The organism is Kitasatospora sp. NPDC001225 (genome assembly GCF_053597855.1).
Genome location: NZ_JBSFJC010000155.1, coordinates 1 through 17,208, shown reverse-complemented (window position 1 = coordinate 17,208; position 17,208 = coordinate 1). Strand labels below are relative to the sequence as shown.

The 17,208-nt window shown below is 73.0% G+C and carries 13 protein-coding genes; 4 read left to right on the top strand and 9 right to left on the bottom strand.

What is annotated here, in order from left to right:
* Positions 1 to 49: 49 nt before the first annotated feature.
* From ACWDCZ_RS33835 to ACWDCZ_RS33825, 3 genes are all read right to left on the bottom strand, one after another.
* Positions 50 to 2,473 (bottom strand): penicillin acylase family protein, encoded by a 2,424-nt coding sequence (locus ACWDCZ_RS33835; RefSeq protein ID WP_449817849.1) that lies wholly within the window; start codon positions 2,471 to 2,473, stop codon positions 50 to 52.
* A 175-nt stretch (positions 2,474 to 2,648) separates the two neighbouring features.
* Positions 2,649 to 3,827 (bottom strand): serine hydrolase domain-containing protein, encoded by a 1,179-nt coding sequence (locus ACWDCZ_RS33830; protein WP_449817848.1) that lies wholly within the window; start codon positions 3,825 to 3,827, stop codon positions 2,649 to 2,651.
* 140 nt (positions 3,828 to 3,967) lie between these two features.
* Entirely contained in the window at positions 3,968 to 5,272 is a 1,305-nt protein-coding gene (locus ACWDCZ_RS33825; protein ID WP_449817847.1) for an MFS transporter, read from the bottom strand.
* 243 nt (positions 5,273 to 5,515) lie between these two features.
* On the opposite strand from ACWDCZ_RS33825, the gene ACWDCZ_RS33820 reads away from it, so the two are divergent.
* The 3 genes from ACWDCZ_RS33820 (at position 5,516) to ACWDCZ_RS33810 (ending at position 8,947) form a co-directional block, all read left to right on the top strand.
* Positions 5,516 to 6,883, top strand: a complete 1,368-nt coding sequence (locus ACWDCZ_RS33820; protein ID WP_449817846.1) for a condensation domain-containing protein — start codon at positions 5,516 to 5,518, stop codon at positions 6,881 to 6,883.
* Positions 6,884 to 6,917: 34 nt separating this feature from the next.
* Positions 6,918 to 8,039, top strand: a complete 1,122-nt coding sequence (locus ACWDCZ_RS33815; RefSeq protein WP_074005201.1) for an alkene reductase — start codon at positions 6,918 to 6,920, stop codon at positions 8,037 to 8,039.
* Positions 8,040 to 8,137: 98 nt separating this feature from the next.
* The gene (locus tag ACWDCZ_RS33810) at positions 8,138 to 8,947 is read left to right on the top strand and encodes an aminoglycoside N(3)-acetyltransferase (protein WP_375874903.1); all 810 of its coding nucleotides are present in this window, start codon (positions 8,138 to 8,140) and stop codon (positions 8,945 to 8,947) included.
* A 67-nt stretch (positions 8,948 to 9,014) separates the two neighbouring features.
* On the opposite strand, the gene ACWDCZ_RS33805 is transcribed toward ACWDCZ_RS33810, so the two are convergent.
* The 5 genes from ACWDCZ_RS33805 to ACWDCZ_RS33785 all read right to left on the bottom strand — a co-directional run bounded on the left by ACWDCZ_RS33805 (position 9,015) and on the right by ACWDCZ_RS33785 (position 14,625).
* On the bottom strand, positions 9,015 to 10,547 hold the full coding sequence (locus tag ACWDCZ_RS33805) for a M1 family metallopeptidase (protein ID WP_449817845.1): 1,533 nt from the start codon (positions 10,545 to 10,547) through the stop codon (positions 9,015 to 9,017).
* A 164-nt stretch (positions 10,548 to 10,711) separates the two neighbouring features.
* Positions 10,712 to 12,238, bottom strand: coding sequence for a M1 family metallopeptidase (locus tag ACWDCZ_RS33800; RefSeq protein WP_449817844.1), 1,527 nt, complete (start codon positions 12,236 to 12,238; stop codon positions 10,712 to 10,714).
* Positions 12,239 to 12,443: 205 nt separating this feature from the next.
* Positions 12,444 to 13,316, bottom strand: coding sequence for a sulfurtransferase (locus ACWDCZ_RS33795; RefSeq protein WP_049658298.1), 873 nt, complete (start codon positions 13,314 to 13,316; stop codon positions 12,444 to 12,446).
* A gap of 165 nt (positions 13,317 to 13,481) precedes the next feature.
* Positions 13,482 to 13,808, bottom strand: a complete 327-nt coding sequence (locus ACWDCZ_RS33790; RefSeq protein ID WP_049658296.1) for a hypothetical protein — start codon at positions 13,806 to 13,808, stop codon at positions 13,482 to 13,484.
* 151 nt (positions 13,809 to 13,959) lie between these two features.
* A complete protein-coding gene (locus ACWDCZ_RS33785) occupies positions 13,960 to 14,625 on the bottom strand; it encodes a polysaccharide deacetylase family protein (protein ID WP_158077770.1) in 666 nt (221 codons plus the stop codon).
* A 419-nt stretch (positions 14,626 to 15,044) separates the two neighbouring features.
* Here ACWDCZ_RS33785 and ACWDCZ_RS33780 point away from each other — a divergent pair, with 419 nt between their 5' ends.
* Positions 15,045 to 15,905 carry an SAM-dependent methyltransferase gene (locus tag ACWDCZ_RS33780; protein ID WP_074005195.1) on the top strand — a complete coding sequence of 287 codons (861 nt, stop codon included), beginning with the start codon at positions 15,045 to 15,047 and terminating at the stop codon, positions 15,903 to 15,905.
* 102 nt (positions 15,906 to 16,007) lie between these two features.
* On the opposite strand, the gene ACWDCZ_RS33775 is transcribed toward ACWDCZ_RS33780, so the two are convergent.
* On the bottom strand, positions 16,008 to 16,877 hold the full coding sequence (locus ACWDCZ_RS33775) for an Fpg/Nei family DNA glycosylase (RefSeq protein ID WP_049660526.1): 870 nt from the start codon (positions 16,875 to 16,877) through the stop codon (positions 16,008 to 16,010).
* Positions 16,878 to 17,208 lie beyond the last annotated feature (331 nt).

The window sequence follows — 17,208 nt, the reverse complement described above, 5'->3', positions numbered from 1 at the left end:
CCCGCGCTCCGCGGCCCCCCGCCGGCCCGGAGGCCCGTGCGACGGCGCGTCAGCGCCGCAGGACGGTGACGCCGAGGCCCGGCGCGGAGCGGATCTCGGCCTCGGTGAAGCGCTCGGTCACCCACTGCTTGCGGGCGTAGACGCGGGTCTGGTCGGTGAAGTGCGGCGAGGTCGGGTCGGCGGACTCTCCATAGGTGAGCAGCGTCCTGGTGCGCGGACCCCGGTCGGTCAGCTCGGTGGCCATCAGGAAGGTGCCGCCGTGCGGGACGCTGCCGAGGTTCGTCGGGTAGGTGCCTCCGCCGGTGCCCGAATCCGGCCCCGCCGTCAGCACGTTGAAGCAGCCCAGCTGGTGGGAGCAGCCGTGCAGCGGGATGCCCGCCCAGCGCTGGACGAGGCCGATCGGGGCGTCCACCGGCAGGCCGCGGGCCGCCATGCCCTTCACCGCGTCGGCCAGGGCCCGCTGGGCCTCGGGGTTGGCGGCGTCGATGCCGCGCGGGGTGGTCAGCGGCCGGGCCGGGTCGGCCGGGACCGTCTGCCAGGCGGTCGTGCCGGTCCCCGCCAGCGCGTCCCGGTACGCCTGCCAGAGCACGGTGCCCCGGCTGTCGGCGTCGGCCCGGGTGTTCCAGGCGGCGAGCGCGTCGCAGGCCGGGCGGACGTCGACCCGCCTGCCGTCGGAGGCGGCGATCTCCGGGTGGGCGCGGCACAGCGCCACGGCGTCGTCGCGGTCGAGTTCGGCGCTCTGCACCCGGTTGCCGAACATCGTCGCCTGGAGCGAGCCGAGGGTGAACCCGGGGGCACCGAGGCCGTCGGTGCCGGCCCGGCGGTCGGCGATCATCCGCAGGCCCAGCTGGCTGCGCAGCATCCGCGCGGAGGCGCCCTGGTACATGGCGGGAAAGCCGGTGAGCGGGGCCTCCGCGTTGGTCAGGTACGGGCCGTTGTTGGAGTTGGCGACGTAGTCGGTACGGGTCAGGCCCGGCTGGTTGGCGGGGCCGAAGACGCCGGGCACGAGCGCGTCCGGGTCGGTGCCCGGGTCGCAGGCGGCGGTCGAGCCGTCCAGCACCTGTCCGAAACCGCCGCCCGCGACCAGGCAGCGGTCGCGCTGGGCGTCGGGGAGGTTCGGGACGGCGGAGGCGTCGGTGAACCAGGTGGTGCCGGTGGAGTCGACGGCCGTGGTGTACACCCACGGGAGGCCCTGGTAGGTGCGCTGGGCCTGGCGGAGCTGGTCGAGGTTCTGGGCGCGGCCGACCGCCAGCCACTGGTTCAGGGAGCGGAGGTTCTCGGCGTTGGCGTCGCCGAGGGTGTAGGCGTGCTCCCCGGTCCAGCCGGCGGCGAGGACGTAGCCGTGGCGGGAGCGGTAGAGGCTCCGGTCGACGGTGGAGAGCGTCCCGTCGGCGGCCCGGACGGTGACCTTGACGGTCTCCTGGGCCATCCGCTCGGCCTTGCCGTCCACCAGGTACGCGGTCGGGTCGCCGGGCACCAGGCTGAGCCGGTGGAGGGTGTAGTGGTCGGCGTAGCTGGTGGTGTGGCTCCAGGCGAGGCCGCGGGTGTGGCCGATCTGGAGGAACGGGATGCCGTACAGTCCGGCGCCGGCGACGTCCAGGACGCCGGGGATGGTCAGCTGGGCCTGGTAGAAGCGCTGCTCGCCGGCCCACTGGAGGTGCGGGTTGGCCAGCAGCAGGCCGGTGCCGTCGCGGCTGGCGTCGCGCCCGATCGCCCAGGCGTTGCTGCCGAGTTCGGGGTTGTCGGCGGAGTGGCCGGGGGCGGCGATCCGGGGTGCGTCCGCCGCGGGCCCGGTCGAGGCCGCGGGGACGGCCGTGGCGATCTGCTGTTTGGCGGCGCCGCTGCCCGCCAGGGTGTTGGCGGCGTAGAGGATGTTCCACAGGTCGTCCGCGGTGATCGGCCCGACCCAGGCCTTCCCCCGGCAGGACGGGTCCGGCAGGTGGTCGGGGCCGGTGTCGCGCAGGTAGCGGTTGTACCCGGCGACGTAGCCGTCCACCAGCTGCCGCACCTCGTCGGTCGGGCCGAGCGGCGCGGGGGCGGCCTGCAGCCGCCGCACCGTCCCGGCGCGCAGCAGGCCCTGCTGGTAGGTGTCGCTCACCAGGTTGCTCACCCGGTCCACGGACTCGCCGTCCGGGCCGAGGTGGCGCGAGCGCTCGCCGCGCACGGTGAGCACCTGGTCGGCGAGCTGGCAGAGGTTGTCCTGGGCGAAGGCGTACCCGTAGCCGTAGCCGAGGCCGCCGAAGTCGCGGGCGAGGACGTGCGGGACGCCGTACTCGGTCCGGCTGATCTTCGCGGTCCAGCCGCCCCGGTCGGCGTCGGGGCCGGTCCCGAGGTCGGTGCCGGCGGCCTGGGCCACGGCGGGCACCAGGGCCGTCAGCAGCGCGGACGTCAGCCCGACTGCTAGCGCGCCCGAGGTGAACCGCCTTATTTTCGATGGGAACTGACGTTCCTTCATGTTCTTCACTTCCGTCATGGCCTCACCCTGTGGCCGCCGGCACCCGCCGGTCATCGCCCCTCGGGACGACCTGCCCTCGACCCTACGACCTATCCGTGTACACCCCGGGGAGGAGACGTTCCCTACCCGCACGACCCTCCCCTCGGACGATGCGGTCGTCGATCACAGGGTCCGACGCCCCGCCGGCGCCCGCTCAGCTGGCGCGGGGGCTCCCGGCGCACAGGGCGTGGTCGATCAGCTTCGAAGCCGCGTCCTCCTGGGCCTTGATGTGGTCCCAACTGTCGCCGAGCGCCTCGGACATGGAGACCACGGCGCTGCGCTTCCCGTCCTCGGTGACGCCGTTGAGGGTGATGAAGCCGCCGTCCCCGCCGTCGTGGCCCCAGTAGGTCCCGCCGCAGGTCAGCGAGCGCTTGACCAGGCCGAGCCCGTACTCGCCGCCGTGCCACATCTCCGAGGTCTGGTCGTCCACGGGCACCGTCCGCCGCATCTCGGCCAGTTGCCGCGCCGGCAGCAGCCGGCCCGCGAGCAGTGCGCGGAGGAGGACGTTCTCGTCCCGTGTGGTGGTGGCCCAGGAGAGCCCCTGGTCCATCGGCACCTGCTCGGTGACGTCCACCCGGCCGTCGGGCTCGGGGAAGAGCTGGTAGGCCTGGGCGTGCGGCCGGGGCAGGGTGGGCGAGGTGCCCATCAGCCGGGTCCGGTCGAGGCCGAGCGGGCGCAGGATCCGGTCCTCGACCTCCCGGTGGGCGGGGCGGCCGGTGGCCCGCTCGACGACCATGTCGAGCAGGAGGTAGCCGACGTTGGAGTACCTCCAGCTCTTGTCGGTGCCGAACTCCGCCCCGGCCACCAGGTCTTCGGGCTGGTAGACCTTGTAGCGCTCCCGCTCGTACCCGTCCTTCGAGTCGTATCCGGGCAGGTGGTCCACGATGCCGCCCTGGTGCTGGAGCAGTTCGCGGACGGTGGTCCCGCCGCCGGCTCCGCCCTTGGCCCGCACCACCTCCGGCAGCCAGTGGTCGAGCGTGTCGTCCAGCGACAGCCTTCCCTCGGCCTCCAGTTGGAGGACCACGGTCGCGACCATCGTCTTGGCCGTGCTGGCCATCCGGAAGTAGCCGTCGGGGGAGACCGGGCGGCCGGTGGTGACGTCGGCGGTGCCGCTGGTGGCGACCGTCTGGCGGCCGTCGGGCCCGATCACCCGGGCCTGCACGCCGCTGATGCCGAGGTCGTGGATCGCCGCGGCGTCCCGGCGCAACTGCTCGGCGACGGACGGCCCGGCCGGGCGGGCGACGGCGGTGGCCGCGTTGGCGGCGAGCAGCACGGTGACGCCGGCCGCCACGACGAGGTGCCTGCGCAGGGTCGAACCCATGATCGAAGTCATGGCCGCACGCTAACCGGTTCCGGCCCGAACGGGCCGTGGTGCTCCGCTACTTGGGGGAGGAATGGGGGATGTCCCCCAGTCGCCCCCCAGCGCTGTCCCGGGACTCCCCCGGGACTCCCCCGCACCGACTCCGTAGCGGCTCAGCCCACCGAGGCCGTGACCGGCCGCGCCGGCTCGGCCCCCGCACCGTCGGCCGCCCCGCCCAGGGCCGCCAGCCGCCGCAGGCTGGCCCGGCGCTGGAGCGTGCCGAGGCCGACGGTCGCCGCGCCGAGCCCGAGCCACCCGACCGGCCCGGCCGCCGTCACCACCCCGGTCAGCAGCAGCGGCCCCACCGACTTCTGCACCGACTGGGACATCCCGGCGACCCCGAGGTACGAGGCCTGGGCGCCCGGCGGGGCCAGCACGACCGCCAGCTCCCAGGAGCTCACCGAGCGGAGCAGTTCCGCCAGCGTGATCAGCATCGCCGCGGCCAGCAGCGCGACCGAGGCCAGGACCGGCCCGGCGCCGGTGGCGAGCGCGATCAGCAGGCAGCCGCCCAGCACCGTCACCCCGTACCAGCGGACCGCCGCGGCCGCCCCGAGCGCGCCCTCCGCCCAGGCGGAGACCCGCAGTTGCAGCAGCACCACGAGCACCGTGTTGAGCACCAGGAAGACCGGGACAACGGCGTGCGGCGCGCCGGTGTGGTGGACCAGCCAGAGCGGCAGCCCGACGTTGAGGACCGAGTCGTCCAGGTTCAGCGGCATGTCCAGCAGGACGAACCGCAGGTAGCCCCGGTCGCGCCAGGGGCTGGGCGCGGCGGCCGCCGCCCCGGCGGGCGCCTCTCCGGCCTTCGCCGCGACCAGACCGCGCCCGGACGGCTCCCGGGTGCGCCAGACCAGCACGGCGGCCAGCACGTAGGACAGCCCGTTGGCCAGGATCAGCACCCGGTAGGCGGCGGTGGTCCCGACCGCCAGCCCGATCGCCGCGACACCCGCGCCGAGCGCGTACCCGGCGTTGGCCACGCTGCGGAACAGGGCCTGGTAGGTGGCCCGCCGCTCGCCCGCCACCCGGGTCGCGAACAGCATCTCCAGGGTCTTGGCGGCCCGTTCGGCCAGGCAGATCAGGGCCACCACGGGCAGCAGCGCGGCGAAGTCGTCGACCACCAGCAGCAGCCCCATCGCCCCGAGCCGCAGCAGGTGGCAGCCGATCAGCAGCCACCGCACCGGCACCCGTTCGGCCGCCCGCCCGGCCAGCGGGGACCCGGCGATCCCCGCCACCGCCCCGACCCCGAGCAGCAGTCCCAGCTGCCGCGCGTCCATCCCGCAGACGTAGGTGAAGTAGAGCACCGAGGCCGCTGCCCACACCCCCGTGCCGGTCCGGTCGACGCACTGCGCCAGCAGCATGATCCGCGCGTCCCGCCCGCCCGGCGGCCGCCGCAGCTGCGCTATCAGTCCGTTCCCCCGCATGGCAGGCCCCCGTCGTGTGCGTGGCGCGAGTCGCGCGATCGGCATCAATCTCGATATCAAGATACTTCACATCAAGAGACTTTTGGAAGCCCCGAACCCCCGACGGCCGCCGGGCGCGGACGGCCGCACGACCCTCGACGCACGACGGGCGGTGCGCCACACTCTCCCCAGCAGCACCCGCGCTCCCAACGCACCGGCACGACGCCACGACGCCACGACCACCGCACTACGGAGAGCCGATCGGTGACCACTCGCCAACTGCTGGAGCTCGCCTTCTCGTCCGGACGGACCGGGACCGGACCGGCCACCTGGGGCCAACGGGCCATCTGGGACGCCGTACGACGGCTGCCGCCGGCCGACGCGCCGCGCTACAACATCGCCACCGCCGCGCCGCTGGACCCGGGGCTGCCCCTGCCCGTACTGCTCGCCGCCCTGGAGCGGCTGCTGCACCTGCACGACTCGCTGCACACCCGGCTGCGCCCCGACGAGGCCGGCGGCCTCCGCCAACTCGTCGACGGCGAAGGCAACCTGGACGTCCACCTGTGGCCCGCCGGAGAGCACGAGGACCCGGCCGAACTCGGCACCCGGCTGCACGAGGAGCTGGCGGCACAGCCCTTCGACACCGCCACCCAGTGGCCGGTGCGGGTCGGCGCGGTGACGGCGGGCGGGCTGGTCCGGCACATCAGCCTGGTGCTCTCGCACACCGCGGTGGACGGCTCCGGGATGAGCAGGCTGGTCGCCGACCTGTCCGCGCTCTGCCTCGGCAGCTCCCCCGAGGAGCTGGCCGAGCTGCGCGAACCAGCCCAACAGCCGCTGGAGGAAGCCGAGTTCCAGACCTCCGAACGCGGCCGGCGGCGCGACGCGGGGGCCCGCAAGCAGTTCGTGCGCAAGCTCCGACTCGGCCCGCCCCGACTCTTCCCGTCCCACCCCCTCCCGCCGACCACCGCAGAGCCCGCCCGGTTCCCGAACGCGGTGCTCCGCTCCCCCGCCCTGCCCCGGGCCGTCGAGCGGGTCGCGGCCCGGCACCGGGTCAGCACGGGCTCGGTGCTGCTCGCCGCGACGGCCGCGATGACCGCCCGGCTCGCCGGCTCCACCGAGGCCGTGCTGAACGTCGTGGTCAACAACCGCTTCCTGCCGGAGCTGGCCAACGCGGTCGGCGTGATCGCGGGCGACGGCCTCTTCCATCTCCCGGACGCCACCGCCGAGTTCGGCGAGGTCGTGCGCCGCACCCACGCCGCGGCGATCGGCACCTACCGCCACGCGTACTACGACAGGCTGGCCCTGGCCGCCGAGATCGACCGGCTGACCGCCGAGGGGGTCCGACTGGCCGACCGCTCCTGCGTGTTCAACGACACCCGGGAGCTGCTCCCGGCCCCGGCCGCCCCCGGCGAGGAGCACACCACCCTCAGCTGGCCGGTGGACTTCGAGCCGCGCCCCGGCCTGACCTACGCCCTGGACGCCCTGCAGTCCGCCGAGGCGCTGAGCCTGGCCATGACGGCGGACCCGGCCGTGCTGCCGCGCCCCGCGATGGAGCGGTTCCTGTACGGGATCGAGGAGTTGATCCTCACCGAGGCGGCCGCGCCGACGGACGGGGCAGGCGTCCGCGCTTGAACCTGACACTGATGTCAAGTTCTACCGTACCGGCATGACCACGACCGCCACCGCATCCCTGCTCACCCCGTACCGCCTCGGCGCGCTCGACCTGCCGAACCGCGTCGTCATGGCCCCGATGACGCGCTACCGGGCCGCCGAGGACGGCACGCCGCTGCCCGTCGTCGCCGAGTACTACGCCCAGCGCGCGAGCGCCGGCCTGATCGTCACCGAAGGCATCTGGCCCAGCCGGCAGGGCCAGTCCGGCTGGCGCCTGCCCGGCCTGGAGACGCCCGCGCACGCGGCCGGCTGGCGCGCCGTGACCGGGGCCGTGCACGCCGCCGGCGGGCGGATCGCCGCCCAGCTGATGCACGGCGGCCGCCAGGGCCACCCGCTCAACCGGCTGCTCGGCGACGTCCCGGCCGGCCCCTCCGCCGTCCCGGCCCCGGGCCCGGTGCACGTCAAGGACGGCGGCAAGGCCGAGGCCGTCACCCCGCGCGCCATGACCCGCGAGGAGATCCGCCGCACCGTCGCCGACCACGTCGACTCCGCCCGCCTGGCCCTCGCCGCCGGCTTCGACGCCGTCGAACTGCACGGCGCCAACTCCTACCTGATCCACCAGTTCCTGGCCGACAACACCAACCTGCGCACCGACGAGTACGGCCCCCGTACCCTCGCCGACCGGCTGCGCTTCCCGATCGAACTGGTCACCGCCGTCGCCGAGGCCATCGGCCCCGACCGCCTCGGCCTGCGGCTGTCCCCCGGCAACCCGCAGTTCGGCATGGACGAGGCCGACCCCGCCCCCGTCTACCGCGCCCTGCTCGCCGAACTCGACGGCCTCGGCCTGGCCTACCTCCACCTCACCGACAACGACGACTACCCGGCCCTGGCCGACCTGCGCCCGCGCTGGTCCGGCCCGCTGATCGGCAACGTCGGCGAGAACCGCGCCGCCACCGACCGGGAGCGCGGCGAGGCCGTGCTGGCCGCCGGCCTGGCCGACCTGGTCTCCTACGGCCGCGCCTTCATCGCCAACCCCGACCTGCCGGAACGGTTCGCCGCGAACGCCCCGCTCACCCCCGTCGACCCCACCCACCTCTACGGCCAGGAGGCCACCGGCTACACCGACTACCCCCGCCTCCCGGCCGGCCACCCCGCCGTCCGGCCGACCACGACCTGACCCAGGGCACCCCCGTCCTGACCCACTGTCAGTGCCACCCGCTATGGTCGGCCCCGAACCATCCAGTACCAACCGCACCGCCGTCACCAGGGGGCACCATGACCACACCGGGCACCCGCCCGCTCACCACCGCCGACCTCGTGGAGGGCTGGCACCGGGTGGGCGTCCGTGAGGGCATGGCGCTGATCGTGCACTCCTCGCTCTCCAGCCTCGGCCGGGTCGAGGGCGGCGCGGCGGCCGTGGTGGCCGGCCTGCGCGAGGCGGTCGGGCCCGGCGGCACCGTCGCCGTGCCCGCCTTCACCTCCGGCACGGTCCACGACCCGGCCCCCGGGCACAGCGGCCCGCCCGGCCCCGAGCTGGCCGAACTCCGGGCCGCCGTCCCGCTGTTCCACGCCGGGCTGCCCTGCGACACCGGCGCGGTCGCGGAGGCGCTGCGCGCCCTGCCGGAGAGCCTGCGCAGCACCCACCCGCAGGTCTCGGTCGCCGCCGTCGGCGCGCACGCCCGGGAGGTCACCGCCCGGCGCTCGCTCGGCTTCGCCGTCGGCCGGGAGTCGCCGTTCGGCGCGCTGCACGACCTCGGCGGGCACGTGCTGCTGGTCGGCGTCGGCCACAACCGCAACACCTTCCTGCACTACGCCGAGACCTTCGCCCCCAACCGCCGGCTCAAGCTCCGCCGCTTCCCGATGGCGATCCAGGGCGAGCGGGTCTGGATCGAGGCACCGGACGTGGGGGACGACAACGACACCCACTTCCCGGTCGTGGGGCGGGAGTTCGAGGAGCTGGCAGGCATCCGCGAGGTCCTGGTCGGCGCCGCGCCCTGCCGCCTGGTCCCGGTCCGCGAGCTCATACCCTTCGCCGTCCGCCGCCTCACCGAACTGCTGGCGGCGGACGGCCCCGGGGAGGCATAGGCCGGGCCGACGGTCCCCGCAGCGCGCGCGGAACCGCCGACCCGAACGCCCTCGTACCGCCCTGCCGTCAGTGCCGGCCCTCGTGCACCGAACCGGCCTCCTGGATCTTCTTCCAGGACTTCGGCTCGACCGGCACCGCGTCCCGGCCGGCGTCCGCGCCCGGCGCCAGCGAGGCGGCAACCGGCGCGGCACCCGGCGGCACCGGCCCGACGGCCGGCTTGCTCGGGGTGAACAGCCAGGTGTTCAGCAGGTCCCCGAGCTTCTGGCCGGAGACCTTCTCGGCGTACGCCTGGAACTCCGGGATGGTGGCGTTCCCGTAGCGCCGCTCGGTGGGCCAGCCCTTGAGGATCTGGAAGAACTTCTCGTCCCCGACGGCGTTGCGCAGCGCCTGGATGGCCACCGCGCCGCGGTAGTACACCGCGCCGGAGAACTGGTTCTCCTCACCCGGGTCGCCCGGCTTGACGGTCCAGAACGGGTCGTCGGCCGGGTGCGAGGCGTAGATGTAGTCGGCCACTGCCTGCGCGGTGCCCTCGTTCTCGTGCTCGGACCAGAGGAACTGCGAGTACTCGGCGAAGCCCTCGTTCAGCCAGATGTCGCTCCACTTGGAGAGCGAGACGCTGTCCCCGTACCACTGGTGGGCCAGCTCGTGGACGACCACCGAGGTGTTGGTGCCCCGGGCGAACAGCCCGGGGCCGTAGGAGACCCTGGTCTGGGTCTCCAGGGCGCCACTGGAGGAGGTGTTGGCGACGTAGCCGCCGACGGAGCTGAACGGGTACTCGCCGAAGTAGCCGCTCAGCCAGTCCACCAGCTCGCCGGTCCGCTCGACGCTCGCCCGCGCCGCGTCCGCGTTCTCGCCGAGGTCCTTGCTGTACGCGTTGTAGACCGGCAGCCCGCTCGCGGTGGTGTCCTGGGTGATGTCGAACTTGCCGATCGCCAGGGTCGCCAGGTAGGTCGCCTGCGGCTTGTTCTCCCGCCAGCTGTACCGGGTCCAGCCCGCCAGCGAACTGGTCCCGGTCAGCACGCCGTTGCTGATCACCTGGTTGCCGTCCGGCACCAGCACCGAGACGTCGAAGGTCGCCTTGTTGCTCGGGTGGTCGTTGCTCGGGTACCACCACGCGGCCGACACGGGCTCGCCGGCCACCACCGCACCGTCCGGGGTGCGGCGCCAGGCGGTGTAGCCGCCGTACCTCTCCACGGTGGACGGCACGTCCTTGTAGCGCACCACCACGGTGGCCTGGTCGCCCTTGGCGAGCGGCCGCGCGGGGGTGATCTCCAGCTCCTGGTCGCCACTGGTGGCGAAGGTCGCGACCCGGCCGTTGACCCGCACCTCCGAGACCTTCAGCGCGAAGTCGAGGTTGAACCGGGAGAGGTCCTGGGTGGCCGTGGCGAGGATGGTCGTGGTGCCCTCCAGCTCGTCCGTGGCGGGCTGGTACTTCAACCGGATGTCGTAGTGCGAGACCCGGTACCCACCGTTGCCGAGGGTCGGGTAGTACGGGTCCCCGACGCCGTCCGCGCCGGGTTGGAAGCCGGAAGCCGAGGCCGGGACGGCCAGGAACAGGCTCAGGGCACTGGCAGCAGAGACGATCAGCCTCTTGCGCACATGGTCCTCCAGGGATCACCGGAACGATGGGGTTGAACCGATCCTTGTCCCGTCAACCCCTCCCCCACTCCCTTCCGGTGAGATGTTCATAAAAAGAAATGCGCCGACATGACGGCTTCGCGCCCGCGCCCCGAAGCCGTCACGCCGACCATTCCGACATGTCGTCAGCTATGGGACCGGTGCACCGAGTTGGTCTCCTGGATCTGCTTCCAGGACTTCGGCTCCGCCGGCAGCCGACCCTCCGCCCGGCCCGCACCCGGGGCCAGCGAGGCAGCAGCCGCGGCACCCGGCGGCACCGGCCCGACCGCCGGCTTGCCGGGGGTGAACAGCCAGGTGTTCAGCACGTCCCCGAGCTTCTTCCCGGAGACCTTCTCCGCATAGGCCTGGAACTCCGGGATGGTGGCGTTGCCATAGCGGCGCTCGGTGGGCCAGCCCTTCAGGATCTTGAAGAACTTCTCGTCCCCGACGGCGTTGCGCAGCGCCTGGACGGCCACCGCACCCCGGTCGTACACCGCGCCGGAGAACTGGTCGTCCGGGCCCGGGTCGCCCGGCTTGACCTTCCAGAACGGGTCGTCGGCCGGGTGCGAGGCGTAGACGTAGTCGGCGAGCTCCTGCGCGGTGCCCTCGTTCTCGTGCTCCGACCAGAGGAACTGCGAGTACCGGGCGAAGCCCTCGTTCAGCCAGATGTCGCTCCACTTGGAGAGCGAGACGCTGTCCCCGTACCACTGGTGGGCCAGCTCGTGGACGACCACCGAGGTGTTGGTGCCCCGGGCGAACTGCCGGGGGCTGTAGAAGATCCGGGTCTGGGTCTCCAGGGCGTAGCCGGTCGGCACATTGGGGACGTAGCCGCCGACCGAGCTGAACGGGTACTCGCCGAAGTAGCCGCTCAGCCAGTCCACCAGCTCACCGGTGCGCTCGACGCTCGCCCGCGCCGCGTCCGCGTTCTCGCCGAGGTCCTTGCTGTACGCGTTGTAGACCGGCAGCCCGCTCGGCGTGGTGTCCCGGGCGATGTCGAACTTGCCGACCGCGAGCGTGGCCAGGTACGTCGCCTGCGGCTTGTTCTCCCGCCAGCTGTACCGGGTCCAGCCGGCCTGCGAGCTGGTGCCCGTCAGCACGCCGTTGCTGATCACCTGGTTGCCGTCCGGGACGAGCACCGAGACGTCGTAGGTGGCCTTGTTGCTCGGGTGGTCGTTGCTCGGGAACCACCACCAGGCGGCCTCGGGCTCGTTCGCCGCCACGGCGCCGTCCGGGGTCCGGTGCCAGCTGGTGAAGCCGTACTTCTTCACCGTGGAGGGCACGCCCTTGTAGCGCACCACCACGGTGGCCTGGGAGCCCTTGGCGAGCGGCCGCGCGGGGGTGATCTCCAGCTCCTGCTCACCGCTGGTGGCGAACTTCGCGACCCGGCCGTTGACCCGCACCTCCGAGACGTCCAACGCGAAGTCGAGGTTGAACCGGGAGAGGTCCTGCGTGGCCGTGGCGAGGATGGTCGTGGTGCCCTCCAGCTCGTCCGTGGCGGGCTGGTACTTCAACCGGATGTCGTAGTGCGAGACCCGGTACCCGCCGTTGCCGTAGGTCGGGTAGTACGGGTCGCCGACCCCGGCCGCGCCCGGCTGGAAGCCGGAAGCCGAGGCGGGAACGGCCAGGAACAGGCTCAAGGCACTGGCAGCAGAGACGATCAGCCTCTTGCGCACGTGGTCCTCCAGGGATCACCGGAACGATTGGGTCGGATCGATCCTTGTCCCGGCAGCCCCTCGTCCACTCCCCTCCGGTGAGATGTTCATGAAAAGAAACCCGCCGACACGACGGCTTCGCAGCCCGGCCGCGAAGCCGTCACGCCACCCCACCCACCCCTGAGGCCCTTGAAGCCCCTCGCACCCCTCCTGCCCTTCCTCCCCCTCACGCCCCGAGCACCACCGGCGCCCGCACCAACGAGCCGTACTCCGTCCACGAGCCGTCGTAGTTCTTCACGTGCGGGTACCCGAGCAGCTCGGTGAGCGCGAACCAGGTGTGCGCGGACCGCTCGCCGATCCGGCAGTACGCGATCACCTCGCGCTCCGGCTCCACGCCCTTCCCCCCGTACAGCGCCCGCAGCTCCTCCGCCGAACGGAACGACCCGTCGTCGTTGGCCGCCTGGGACCACGGGATGTTGACCGCGCCGGGGATGTGCCCGGGCACCTGCGCCTGCTCCTGCGGCAGGTGCGGGGGCGCGATCAGCTCGCCCCGGAACTCGGCCGGCGAGCGGACGTCCACCAGCACCGCGTCCGCCCCGGGCTTGGCGAACACCTCGGCCCTGGCCAGCACCTCGTCCCGCAGCGCCCGCAGCTCCGGCCGCTCGGGCCCGCTCAACCGGAACCCGCTGTGCTGGTAGTCCATCACCGCACGGGTGAGCTCCCGCTCCTCCAGCTCCCACTTCTTGCGCCCGCCGTCCAGCAGCCGCACCGGCCCGAAGCCGCGCAGCCGCAACAGCCAGTAGGCGTAGGCGGCGAACCAGTTGTTGTTGCCCCCGTAGAGCACCACGGTGGTGTCGTCCTCGACCCCGGCCGCCCGCAGCAGGTGCTGGACGCCGTCGCGGTCGATGTAGTCCCGGCCGACCTGGCTGTGCAGGTCGGTGGTCCAGTTCCAGCCGACCGCGCCGGGGATGTGGTCCCGGTCGTAGGCCTCGGTGTCCTCGTCCACCTCGACGACCCGGATCGTCCCGTCGTCCAGGTGGTGGGCCAGCCATTCGGTGCGGACCAACGCCTCGGGGTGCGCGTAGCCGTTGCCGGTCATCCCAGGCCCTCCTTCGCTCTGCCCAGGCTGCGGCGCCCGACCACGGGCACGGCGGGCCGCGCGACGACGACAGGCGTACGGGCACGGCGAGGGGCCGGCGACCGGGCCGGACAGTTCGAACCTACGCCGCCCGCCCGGCCCCGGCCACCCCGCGCTCCCCGGGGCTCAGGAGAAGACCACGGAGCGCAGCTTCAGCCGGTCACCGAGCTTCTTGCCCGGGTTCATGACGTAGAAGACGTCGCCCGAGCAGCCGAAGTCCAGGAAGACCGTGGCCGTGGACTGGGTGCGGTTCTCCGGCGCGAAGCCCGGGTCCTCCTCGGTGGTCCACGGCAGGTCGATGCACTCGCGGCTCTGCGGGTCGGCCAGGCCCACGGGGACCCCGGGGCCGACCTTGTAGAGGAAGTCGCCCGTCGCGGCATTCGCGGAGAACGGGACGGCGAGGACGAGGGCGACGGCGCTGGCGGCGGCGAGCATGGCGTTGCGGAGACGCATGAGTGAGGGCCTTTCAGGTGGTACTCGGCAGTACCCGGTTAATTGGTGCGAGATCACCCTAGAGGCCCAAAAAACGCAGAAACGGTTCTTCTAATCCACCCATTCGAGTGGTTTAAGGGTTAAAACCGCGACCTGCCCCGTCATACGAAACTCAGTTCGGCGGAGCCGTGAAGAGATACCCCGAGTCGACGAGCACCGGCAGGTACGCCTTCAACGCCGCCACCGTCTGCGACCGGTCCCCGCCCCCGTCGTGGTTGAGCACGATCGACCCGGGCCGGACGTTCTTGAGGACCCGGTCGATGATCGCCGAGGTCCCCGGCCGGGCCCAGTCCCGCGGGTCCACCGACCAGGCCATGTTCCGCATCCCCAGGTCGGCGGCCACCTTGAGCGAGACCGCCGAGAAGTCCCCGCCCGGCGCGCGGAACCAGGTGGGCTGCCGGCCGGTGGTCCGCTGCAGCAGGTCGGAGGTGCGCTCCAGCTCGTCCCGCACCTTGCCCTCCGACATGTGCCGCAGGTCGGGGTGGGTCCAGGTGTGGTTGGCGATGTGGTGGCCGCGGTCCGCGATCTCCCGCACCAGGGCGGGGTGCTCGACCGCGTTCTCCCCGATCAGGAAGAACGTGGCCCTGATCCCGTACTGCTCGAACATCGACAGCACGGTCGGCGTGTACCGGGGGTCCGGCCCGTCGTCGATGGTGAGCGCCACCACCTTCCGCTCCGGGTCCAGGTCGTACACCGGCTTGCTCTCCGCCTCGGAGAGCGCCCGGCGCACGGGCACCGCGCTCGGCGCGGCGCCGGACGGCGGCGCCGGCGAGGGCACCGCGGAGGGCGTGCCCCCCGGGGCCGCCACCGACGGCGCGGCCGACGCCCCCTCGGTCCCCGCCGGGGCCGCGGCATCAGCCGCCCCCGCCGCCGCGCCGCCCTCCCCGCCACCCCAAGGGCTCCGACATCCGGCGGCCGTCCCCAGCAGGGACATTCCGGCCGCAACCAGCAGCAATCTGCGCGAAGTAATCTGACGATCTGACAGCATTCTGGATGCTTCCCCCGGCCGTCCCCGCCGCTCCCCGACGGCAACTCCGACGGCCCCCATCACCACTCCGACGGCTCAAGGCCACCGGCCGTCCACTCCGCTTCCGAAGATCTTCCACGGATCTTCCCCGACCGGACGCTCCACCTCCCGTCCGGACCGCTACGCTGTGCCTTCCCCAGTGTGATGATCTGCCATCAGAGGACGTGGCCATGACGACAAGTCAGGACTCCCCCCGCCAGGGCCCGCAGGACGACGACGCCACCGAGCTCAGCCAGTGGGAACGCTTCGGTGTCGACACCACCGCCCCGCACTCTGCGCGCGTGTACGACTACTGGCTGGGCGGGAAGACCAACTTCCCGCCGGACCGCGCCATGGGGCAGGCCATCGAGCAGGCCGTACCGAGCGTCAAGGCGATGGCCAAGGCCAACCGGGCATTTCAGGGCCGGGCCGTGCGCCACCTCGCCCAGGAGCACGGCATCCGCCAGTTCCTCGACCTCGGCACCGGCATCCCGACCTCGCCGAACACCCACGAGATCGCCGAGGCGGTCAGCCCCGGCACCCGGGTGGTCTACGTCGACAACGACCCGATCGTGCTCGCCCACGCCCGCGCCCTGATGGTCTCCAGCCCGGCCAGCCGCACCACCTACATCCACGCCGACCTGCGCAAGCCCGAGGAGCTGTTCGCCGACCCGGCGCTCACCGCCACCCTCGACCTCACCCAGCCCGTCGGCCTGCTGATGATCGCCGTACTGATGCTGATCGCCGACGAGGACGACCCCTGGGGCCGGGTCGCCGCACTGCGCGACGCCCTGCCCGCCGGCAGCTGCATCGCCCTGACCACCCCCACCCCGGACTTCGACCCCGAGGCCGTCGGCAAGGTCGCCGAGGCCGCCCGGGCCGGCGGGATGACCCTGGTACCGCGCGGCTACGACGACGTCGTCCGCTTCTTCGACGGCTGGGACCTGGTCGAACCGGGCGTCGCCCCTGTGCTGGCCTGGCGCCCCGACGGCGAGCCCCCGGCCGACCCGAAGGCCGCCTACTACTGGGGCGGCGTCGCCATCAAGCGCTGACCAAACACCGACGACCGGGTGGGACGGCCAAAACCCGTCCCACCCCTCACTTCCCCTCCCCTCCCCACTTCCCCTCCCCCTCCCCCTCACTTCTCCTCCCCCTCACTTCAACAGCCGCGACAACCGCCGGTCCGCCAACGGCTTGCCCCCGGTCTGGCAGGTAGGGCAGTACTGGAACGAGGAGTCCGCGAAGGACACCTCCCGAATGGTGTCCCCGCACACCGGGCAGGGCTCACCGGTCCGTCCGTGCACCCGCAGCCCGAGCTTCTTCTCCGCCTTCAGCTCCCCCGCCGCCAGCCCCCGCGAGCGCTCCACCGCCTCCCGCAGCGTGCCCCCGAGCGCCTCGTACAGCCGGGCCACCTCGTCCTCGGTCAGACTCGCGGCCAGCTTGTACGGCGACATCCGGGCCGCGTGCAGCACCTCGTCCGAGTAGGCGTTGCCCACCCCCGCCAACACCCCCTGGTCCCGCAGCACCCCCTTGAGCCGACGCCGCTCGCCCCGCAACAGCGCCGCGAAGTCCGCCAGCCCGAAGCCCGGGTCCAGCGGATCCGGCCCGAGCCTGGCCACCCCCGGCACCTCGGCCGGCTCCCGCACCACGTACACCGCCAGCCCCTTCTTCGACCCGGCCTCGGTGAGATCGAACCCGTCCCCGGCCTCCCCCGCCAACCGCACCCGCAACGCCAGCGGATTGCGCGGAGACGGCCGCGGCGGCTCAGCGGGCAGACCGTCCTTCCACCGCAACCAGCCCGCCCGGGCCAGGTGGACCACCAGGTGCAGCCCCTCCGCCTCGACGTCCAGGAACTTGCCCCGCCTGGTCACCGCCCCGACCGTCCGCCCCTCCAACGCCGTCACCGGCGGGTCGTACGTCTTCAACGCACTGATCGCCACCGGCTGCACCCGAGCGATCACCCGCCCGGTCAACCGCTCGGACAGGAAAGCACTCAACGCCTCGACCTCAGGCAGCTCCGGCATGCCCCCAGTCTCCCCCGACCCCCCACCCCCCGCCTGCGCTCCCACCCAGCGGGCACGCAGGGCGAAAGCCCGCGCGCCCGCAACAAAACCTCCCCCAACACCCACCCACCCACAGCACCCCCCACCCACCCCCTCCTCCCCTCTGGCGAGAGGGACGCGCTGCGGGAGGGGGTGGCGCAGGGGGTGGCCGCGGAGAGGGGCGTGACGGGTGATTTTCAGACTGCCAACGATCTGAACGCCCCACCTCCAGGGTTGGCAGTCTGAAAATCATCCAGCCCCCGGAGCGGCCACCCCCGGAGCCGCCCCCGGCCCCCCACCCTCCCGAGAGCCC